General features: G+C 65.5%; 6 protein-coding genes and 1 pseudogene. 3 read left to right on the top strand and 4 right to left on the bottom strand.

Translation table 11 applies throughout. The annotated features are described in order from the left end of the window. Both VFW69_RS18235 and VFW69_RS18240 read left to right on the top strand, forming a co-directional pair. Window positions 1–186: pseudogene (locus VFW69_RS18235) on the top strand (pyrimidine reductase family protein); the annotation flags it as partial. Window positions 187–366: 180 nt separating this feature from the next. Further along, window positions 367–708: a hypothetical protein gene (locus tag VFW69_RS18240; RefSeq protein WP_526503151.1), complete on the top strand. Its 342-nt coding sequence runs from the start codon at window positions 367–369 to the stop codon at window positions 706–708. A 162-nt stretch (window positions 709–870) separates the two neighbouring features. Here the strand turns inward: VFW69_RS18240 and VFW69_RS18245 are convergent, their stop codons facing one another. The 3 genes from VFW69_RS18245 to VFW69_RS18255 form a co-directional block, all read right to left on the bottom strand. Continuing rightward, window positions 871–2,355, bottom strand: coding sequence for an MFS transporter (locus VFW69_RS18245; protein WP_526503153.1), 1,485 nt, complete (start codon window positions 2,353–2,355; stop codon window positions 871–873). Between the two features lie 93 nt (window positions 2,356–2,448). Next, entirely contained in the window at window positions 2,449–4,239 is a 1,791-nt protein-coding gene (ngg, locus tag VFW69_RS18250; protein WP_526503155.1) for an N-acetylglutaminylglutamine synthetase, read from the bottom strand. Continuing rightward, entirely contained in the window at window positions 4,236–6,041 is a 1,806-nt protein-coding gene (locus VFW69_RS18255; protein ID WP_526503157.1) for an N-acetylglutaminylglutamine amidotransferase, read from the bottom strand. Before VFW69_RS18255 ends, ngg begins: the two co-directional genes overlap by 4 nt. A gap of 536 nt (window positions 6,042–6,577) precedes the next feature. Between VFW69_RS18255 and VFW69_RS18260 the strand changes: the two genes are divergently transcribed. Beyond that, window positions 6,578–7,369, top strand: a complete 792-nt coding sequence (locus VFW69_RS18260; protein WP_526503159.1) for a GAP family protein — start codon at window positions 6,578–6,580, stop codon at window positions 7,367–7,369. A 51-nt stretch (window positions 7,370–7,420) separates the two neighbouring features. Here the strand turns inward: VFW69_RS18260 and VFW69_RS18265 are convergent. Further along, a partial coding sequence (locus VFW69_RS18265; protein WP_526503161.1) for a thioesterase domain-containing protein occupies window positions 7,421–8,979 on the bottom strand: 1,559 nt, incomplete at its 5' end.

Raw genomic sequence — 8,979 nt, forward strand, 5'->3', positions numbered from 1 at the left:
CTGCTCGACGAGCTGGTAGAAGCCGACGCCGTCACAGAGATCTGCGTGACGCTCGCCCCCAAACTGGCTGCGAGCCAGCCGGTGGGCCACCGGCTGCACCCGGCGCGGCTGCCCGCCCCGGTCACCATGAGCCTCGAGCACGCGTTGTTCTGTGACGGCTATCTGTATCTGAAATATTGCCGCTGAGCCTGGCGCCAGGCTCGCCGGACTGCACGTGCGCAAAAGCGCTCAACATGCAGCAGACGGCGCCTGTTCCTATGATGAAAATGCCCAGTTTCGAACCCGATCGAATCGCATCGCGCGACCAACCGTGCGATTGACCGCCGTCCACTTCCCCGATGTACAAAGAATAGGATCACCGGCCAGGTGAGCAGTTCAACCGAAGACCATGACTACCGTAATCTGGCGGTGAACCGACTGCGCCCCAGTGAAATTCACTGGGCACTGAACCACGACTCGGTGCACGGAATCGCTTACGCGTTCAAGAACCCCGTCGCCGTCGCAGACTCCCTCGAGGATCCCGACGACGACCGAAAGACCTACCTGGTACGGGTCAAGCGCGACGACCTGGCCAACGCGCTGGAAAAGATCAACGAATGGATCTTCGACAATCCCGGCCCGGCCGGGATGCAGGCGTACGGATTCGTCCGGGCGCTGTCCCGAGAAGGCCTTACCGAACGCGCCACCGGCGATGACGACAACCGTTAATTCCGCACCGTCGAATTAGCTGGCTTTCGCTATTCGCCGTGCCCCGCGGTCACCGAAACCTTAGCCTTAGGCCTGCATGCCAGCGCATACGCGGATTCGCGGGGGGGCGGCCTGCCCAATGACAGCACGCGAGGTGGGACGCGTACGGCTGATCCGTCCGACCTAGTCGGTGACCGGCTCCGAATCTTCTTGGCGCTCAGCGTCTTCCACGGTCAACGGCAACGCCAGCTCCTCCAGCGGGCGCTGCTCGGCGGCGATGCCGAGCCACAATTCGACCAGGCCAGCCGCGGCCATCACGACCGCCCCGATGAGGAAAGACCAGACGACCTCGCTGCGCATACCCGAGTTGATCAGCTGACCGAACAGCAACGGGCCGCTGATACCGCCGATCGCCGTGCCCATCGCGTAGAAGAACGCGATCGCCAGCGCCCTGGTCTCCATCGGGAAGATCTCGCTGACCGTGAGGTACGCCGCGCTGGCGCCCGCCGACGCCAGGAAGAACGCGACGATCAGCACGCCGATGAAGGCCCAGACACCGCCGGCCTGGGTGAGAAAGACCAGCGCCAGCGCCACCACCGCGACACCTGAGCCGATGTAGGTCAGCGTGATCATCGGCTTGCGGCCGACGGTGTCGAACAAGCGCCCGAGGACCAGCGGGCCGGCGAAATTGCTCAGGGCCCAAACCACGAAGAACACCGGCACCATGCCCGACGGCACGGCATAGAACCGGCTGAGCAGGGTGCCGAGGTTGAACGTGACGCCGTTGTAGAGGAACGCCTGCCCGATGAACAGCGCCAGCCCGAGGACCGCGCGCCGCGGATAGAGCTTGAACGCCACAGCCGCGATCTCCCGGAACGAAATCGCGGTGCGCTGACGGATCCGCAGCGCCTTGCCCTGCGGTTCGGGGAGCGCTTCGCCGGTCTCCTGCTGGACCGCCGCTTCGATCTCGCCGACGATCTGCTCCGCTTCGTCGTCGCGGCCGTGGATGAACAGCCAGCGCGGGCTCTCCGGGACATTGCGCCGCACGAGCAGCACGAAAATGCCGAGGATGGCGCCGATGCCGAAGGCGAGCCGCCAGCCGATGTTGGGCGGGAAGTTCGACGTGTTCAACAGGATCAGCGCTCCACCCGCACCGGCGGCCGAACCCAGCCAATAGGTTCCGTTGATGACCAGGTCGACGCGACCGCGCACTCGGGCCGGAATCAACTCGTCGATGGCCGAATTGATGGCGGCGTATTCGCCGCCGATGCCGGCGCCGGTGAAGAAACGGGTCAGGAAGAAATACCACGGAGCGAAGGCGAACGCGGTGGCGACCGTGGCCACCAAATAGATGGCGAGGGTGAGGATGAACAGGTTTCGCCGGCCGAAGCGGTCGGTCAGGTGGCCGAAGAACAGCGCCCCCGAGCACGCCCCGGCGATGTAGATCGCGGCCGCCATGCCGATCTGCGCGGCGTCCAGCGCGATCCCGCTGTTGTGCTCCATGAGCCGGGCCGACACGTTGCCCACCATGGTGACCTCGAGCCCATCGAGCACCCACACCCCGCCAAGGCCAACGACGACGCGCCAGTGAAACCGCGACCACGGCAGCCGGTCCAGCCGCGCCGGCACATGCGTCGAGATGGTTTTGGTTTGCGCGCTCGCACTCATGCAGTCTCCGTTCTGGTGTGACAGAGGATTTACCCACCAAAGCCCGTCGCTAGCCCTGCGCGGGGTATCGAACCGGCGCCGCGCCCGCCGGCGTCAGCCACGTTCCGAGCGGGACTCCTCGGGAGTCCAGGCCTGCGGCTGGCCGGGGTGGCCGGGAAAGAGGAAGTCGATGAAGGCCGCGGCCGTTGGCTGGGGCTCGTGGTTGGCCAGCCCCGGGCGCTCATTTGCCTCGATGAAGGCGTATTCGGCGCCCGTGACGTCGGGCACCAACAGGTCGATGCCGGTCACCGGGATGCCGATCGCTTCGGCCGCCGTCACCGCGACGCGGCACAGTTCGCTGTTCACGTGCGCAGTGACGTCGTGGATGGTGCCGCCCTGATGCAGGTTGGCGGTGCGGCGAACCCGCAGCCGAGTCCCCTGCGGCAGCACGGCGTCCATCGTCCAGCCGGCTTCGGCGATAGTCGACTCCGTGAGGTCGTCGAGCGGGATGCGGGACTCACCGCCGGTCGCCGCCGAGCGCCGTCGACTCTCGGCGGCGATCAGGTCCCGCACGCTGTGCTCGCCCGTGCCGATGATCTCCGGGGGCATCCGCAGCGCGGCGGCGACGACGCGGCCGTCGATCACCACGAGCCGAAGGTCGTCGCCGGTCACCCGCTGCTCGATCAGGACGTCCGGGTATTGCTGGCGGGCCCGCGCCAGCGCGCAGCTGAGGTCGTCGGGCCCGTTGTCCGGGACGACGCCGACGGTGATGCCCTTCCCCTGCTCGCCACGTGTCGGTTTGACGACGACCTCGCCGACCTCCTTGAGGAAGGCGAAATCGCTCTCATCGAAGGTGGCCAGTCGCGCGCGAGGCACGGTGATACCCGCCTCGGCGACCAGGCGCCGGGTCAGCCGCTTGTCGTCGCAGCGGCACATGGCCACCGCGGAGGTGTATTCGGACAGCGATTCACGGGTGATGACGATGCGGCCGCCGTGGGTCAGGCGCATCTCGCCGCTCTCGGCATCGAGCACCTCGACCCAGATCCCGCGGCGCAGCGCTTCGTCGGCGATGATCCGGGCGTACGGGTTGAGGTCGTCGATGGTCTCCGGCGGCGGACTGAACAGCGGCTCGTTGATCGCGTTCTTACGCTTGATCGCCAGCACCGGGACGCGGCGGAAACCCAGCTTCTCGTAGAGACCGATGGCGGCGGCATTGTCGTGCGCCACCGACAGATCCATGTAGGCCCGGCCCTCGCTGCGGAAGTGCTCGGCCAACGCCTTGGTGAGCGCGCCCCCGACACCGGGGAGCCCCGCGCCCGGATCCACCGCCAGGGTCCACAGGCTCGACCCCTCTTCCGGGTCATTGAACAGCAACTCGTGGTCGACGCCGGTGACGGTGCCGACCACCGCGCCGTCCTCGTCGCGCACCGCGAGCAGATACGTCACTGCCGGCACATGTTGATGGTTGTGCCAGATCACGTCGACGCCGGCCGGGACCATGCCGCAGCGCACGTAGACGCGATTCATGGCGTCGGCATCGATCGGGGCGTTGAGGGTGCGCACCGTGACGCCCAGAGGCGCCGGCGCAAGGTTTTTCGTCTTAGGAGTGAAACGCAGCCGGTAGGTGTGGCTGGGGTCGATGAACAGCTCGGTGGGCGCCTCGGCAACCACGACGTGGGATTCGCGGGCGTAGATGCAGATGTCGCGACGCCCGGGCCCCTCGCGGCGCAGCGCTTCGACCAGTTCCTGCGAATTGGCGAAAGTCTGCCCGAATATCAGCCGGCCCCAACCCAGTTCGAGTTCGACGTCCTTGGCCATCGCGTCGACCAGCTCTTGCGGCGAGGCATCGTGCAGGCCGAGTGTGATCGCCTCGGTGTGGTCGCCGGACGGATCGACCATGGTCATGCAACCGGGCCGGTGACACCGTGGCGCTGCAACCACAACTCGAGCAGGGCGATCTGCCAGAGCTCGTTACCGCGCAGCGGGGTTAGCTTGCCGTTGGGGTTGGCCAGCAGTGCGTCAACCGCGTCGGTGTTGAACAGGCCGCGTTCCTTGGCGGTGGGGGCGTAGAGAGCGTCGCGAACCATGTCGAGGTAGGGGCCTTCGAGGTGGGTCAGCGCCGGGACCGGGAAGTAGCCCTTGGGACGGTCAATGACCTCCGACGGAATCACCCGTCGCGCAGCCTGTTTCAAGACTCCCTTGCCTTCGTGAGCGATCTTGAGTTCCGGCGGGCAGGTCGCTGCCAGCTCGACCAACTCGTGGTCGAGGAACGGCACCCGACCCTCCAACCCCCACGCCATCGTCATATTGTCGACCCGCTTCACCGGGTCGTCGATCAGCATCACCGTCGTGTCGAGCCGCAGCGCGCGGTCGATGCCGGTTTCGGCACCGGCCTGCGCGAAATGCTCGGTGACGAACCGCATGCTCGGGTCGTCGGGCGCGATGATGCCGGATCCGACCAGCGCCGAAACCCCGGCCGCATCCCGGTCGAAGAAGGCGCCGCGGTATTGGGCGACGGCACCGTCCAGGGTCGCCGCGGCGGGGTCGCCCATCGGCGGGTACCAGTGGTAGCCGGCGAACACCTCGTCGGCGCCCTGACCGGACTGCACGACCTTCACGTGCCGCGCCACTTCCTGGCTGAGCAGGTAGAAGGCGACGCAGTCGTGGCTGACCATCGGCTCGCTCATCGCGCCGATCGCCCCGTCGAGCGCGGGCAGCATCCGGTCGGTCTCGATACGGATCTGGTGGTGGTCGGTCTCGAAACGCTTGGCCACGATGTCCGAGTACTGGAACTCGTCGCCCTTGACGCCGCCAGCCGATTCGAAGCCGATGGAGAAGGTGGCCAGCCCGTGCTGGCCGGCTTCGGCGAGCAGACCCACTATCAGGCTGGAGTCGACGCCGCCGGACAGCAGGCAGCCGACCGGCACGTCGGCGACCAGGCGACGCTTGACCGCTAGCCGCAGCGTCGACAACACGGCGTCTTCCCAATCGCGCTCCGACCACGCCGCGCGGTCCCGGTGGCGGGTGAAGTCGGGCGCCCAGTAGGTGGTGACGGTGCGCTTGCCGTCGGGTTCGATGGCGACCAGCGAGGCCGGCGGCACCTTGCGGACGCCGCGCAGGATGGTGTTCGGCGCGGGCACCACCGAGTGGAAGCTCATGTAGTGGTGCAGGGCGACCGGGTCGATGCGGGTGTCCACGCCGCCGCCGGCCAACAGGGCCGGCAGCGTGGACGCGAACCGAATCCGGTGGTTGTCTTCGGTCAGGTACAGCGGCTTGATGCCGAGCCGGTCCCGTCCGAGCAGCACCCGCCCGCTGTCGCGTTCGACGATGGCGAAGGCGAACATGCCGAACAGATGGCTGACGAAGTCATCGCCCCACCGGTGGTAGGCCTTGATCAGAACTTCTGTGTCGCTGTGCGAGAAGAAGCGGTAGCCGTACCCGCTGAGTTCCTGTCGCAACTCCTTGTAGTTGTAGATGCAGCCGTTCCACGCCAGGGACAGACCCAGTTCCGAATCGACCATCGGCTGGGCGCCGGCTTCGGTCAGGTCAATGATTTTGAGGCGACGATGGCCGAGCGCAACCCGGCCCTGCGACCAGGCGCCTCCCGCATCCGGGCCCCGTGGCGTCAGCACCGCGGCCATCGCTGAGACCGCCGCTACATCAGGCGCCTGCCCGTCGAGTCGTACCTCCCCGGTGACTCCGCACACGCCTTCGACCCTACCGTTGCCCGAGTGGAAGCGGCCAGACGGCCGCTGTGACATGCGTCGGCTCGCCCGTCGCCGGCCCACGTGTGATCGGCGGATCCTGGCTCTCACCAGGGCGCGGGCGGACGGCGACGACAATTGAAATGACCGGGCAAAATTACCGGCTGGAGCGGATCTTTGGCATCCGGCGATCCGGCGACTGTTCGATCTTGGTTGCGCATGCTGTCGACGTTGAAAGACGCGGGCCAGCCATGCCGCCGGCCCTCGCGGTTTTCGCTGGCGGGCCACAGGGACGAGCCCGTGGTGGCGAACAGAAATGCCCGTCGCGCAACAGGTTTCGATGGTCGGATGCTCGCGAACGCCTGGGCCCCCTTGTGCATTGGGCCGCCCAGCCCGCTTGACAGATGTGTGAGCTGCTCGAACATGTTGCACGGGAATGGGATTCACGACGCCGCACCGACTCAGTCGCCGGTGGAGTTGCTTTCATTCGCGGGTGATGCCGGTGTTTACCCTCTGCCGGGCTGGGTAAAGTCGTGGCAATGTGGGGGTCAGTGCTGGGTTTGGGAGTTCTGGCGGCACTCAATCCGGTGCGGCTTGGCCTAGCCCTCTTGATGATCTCCCGTCCGCGGCCCGGGCCGAATTTGCTCGCCTACTGGGTCGGCGGCCTCACCGTATGTGTACCCGAGCTGCTCGTGCCGCTGATGCTGCTCAACTTCACGTCCCTGTTTGGCTCATTTGGTCACGGCCCGGCCACCCCGGCGGCCAGCTCCGCCCTCCCGCGGATTCAGATTGGCCTAGGTGTACTCGGGCTGACGATCGCGGCGGTGATGGCCGTGCGCTTTTCGACGCGTCAGCGCGTCGAGGCGCGGGCATCGAGCAACGGGGACTCGCGACTCGCACCGGCCCCGGATACGCCGATCGCGGTTCCCCGATTTCTGAGCCGGGCCCGGGATGTTTCTTCCGACGACCGTTCCCGGATCCGGCGACTACTCCACCGCGCCCATTGCGCGTGGGAGAAAGGATCGTTGTGGATTGCGTGGGTGATCGGGTTGGCATCGGTGCCGGTGGATGGCGTTTTCTTCATTCTCGCGATCATCGTGGCCTCGAGGGCCCCGATTGGCGCACAGGTCAGCGCCTCCATCGCCTTCTTCCTCTTGATGTATTCCGTCGTCGAGATGATCTTGGTGGGTTATGTGGCCGCGCCGGCTCGTACCGAGGCCCTTCTGCGACAGCTGCATGACTGGGTGCGCGCCTACCATCGGCAGATCCTGGTGACCGTCTTCACGGTGGTCGGGGTTTCGCAGTTGGCCGAGGGCTTCAACATCCTCTAAGCGGGGAAACCATCGCTGCGCCGACGCAAAGCCGCACGACTCATCGGCCGATCAGTGATCGGCACCGCCATCTCGCCACGAGAAATCGAGGTCGAGCAAGCGCTTGAGTTGCTTGCCGTACATACCGGCCGATTCGGTAGTCAGCATCTCATTATGCGTACAGTCGACCTCGTATACCGTGATGTCGCCGGTAGCGTAGGGTCGCCAACTTTGCAGCAGGTGCTTACCGCGATCGCTCTCGTCTCGCGTAGCGGAAAAGACTGTCACATCGCCGTCGAGGATGCCGGGTTCGTGAACCCGGTACAACGCGAGATTAGTGTTCAGATTCTGCAGAAGCAGATTCAACAGATCTTTGTGCCGGGAGAGCTCAATGGCTTCGTGTTGGCGAATTACTTCTTCAATCTGCTCGTACGTGAGCGACTCATTCGGTTCGGGCGTGGTTACACCGTAGAACTCCAGAATCTCTTTCACGATCTGAGTTTCGTCCAGACCATAGTCCTGCAGGGCCATGCTGCTGTCGATGATCGGCTGAGCGTCGAGAAGGAAAAGGTTTGTGGCGCATCCGCGTTGCTGAAGCTCGATGGCGAGTTCATGAGCGATCACACCACCGTAAGACCAGCCGAGAAGATTACATGGCCCGTCGGGATGGATGCTTTGGATCCTGTCGGCGTAGTTTTTGGCCATGTCTCGAATCGACCGGGGTTCAGGCTCTTCGCGCTGCTGAATCTGTTGAATTCCGATTATTGGGCAGTCCAAGTGAGTGCCGAGGACCTGATACGGCCAACTCACCCCACCTGCAGGATGAACGCAGAACAGCGGAGTACCGCTACCGCTTTTCAGATGCTGAACGGGAACTATTTCTTGAGTAGCGGCGGTGTTCGTTTGCAGCCGTTGACTCAAAGTTCGCACTGTGGGCGCTTCAAACAGTGCGGGAACTGCGAGATCGGCATCCAGGCCGGCGTTGACCGCGGCGATCATGCGCATCGCCGAAATGCTGTCGCCACCGAGGTCGAAGAAGGAGTCGTCGACCCCGACGCGTTCGACGCCGAGGACCTCGGCGTAGATCCTGGCCAGGGTCTCCTCAGTGGGGGTGCTCGGGGCGCGATACTGGCCGGCGGTGTGTCCGGGTGCCGGCAGGCTGCGGGTGTCGACTTTGCCGTTAGGCGTCAACGGCAGCGCCTCGAGTGCCACCAGCGTTGGGACCATGTAGCCCGGAAGTCGTTCGGCCAGCGCGACGCGCGCTTCGGAAGCATCGACTGTGCCGGTGATATACCCCACCAAGCGCTTGGCACCCTGGCGGTCCTCACGGGCGACCACCACCGCCTGCGCCACGCCGTCAAGCGCAGACAACGCCGCCTGGATTTCAGTCAGTTCGATGCGATACCCGCGGATCTTGACCTGCTCATCGGCCCGACCCACGTAGTCCAGCTGCCCATCGGCACGCCAACGCACCAAATCGCCGGTGCGGTACATACGTGTACCGGGCGCTCCGAAGGGGCAGGCCACAAACCGTGAGGAGGTCAAGCCCGCTCTGCTGACATAACCGCACGCCACGCCCCCACCGGCCACATACAACTCACCGACCACCCCGGCCGGCACCGAACGCAACC

It is taken from the genome of Mycobacterium sp. (assembly GCF_036273375.1).
Classification (GTDB): Bacteria; Actinomycetota; Actinomycetes; order Mycobacteriales; family Mycobacteriaceae; genus Mycobacterium.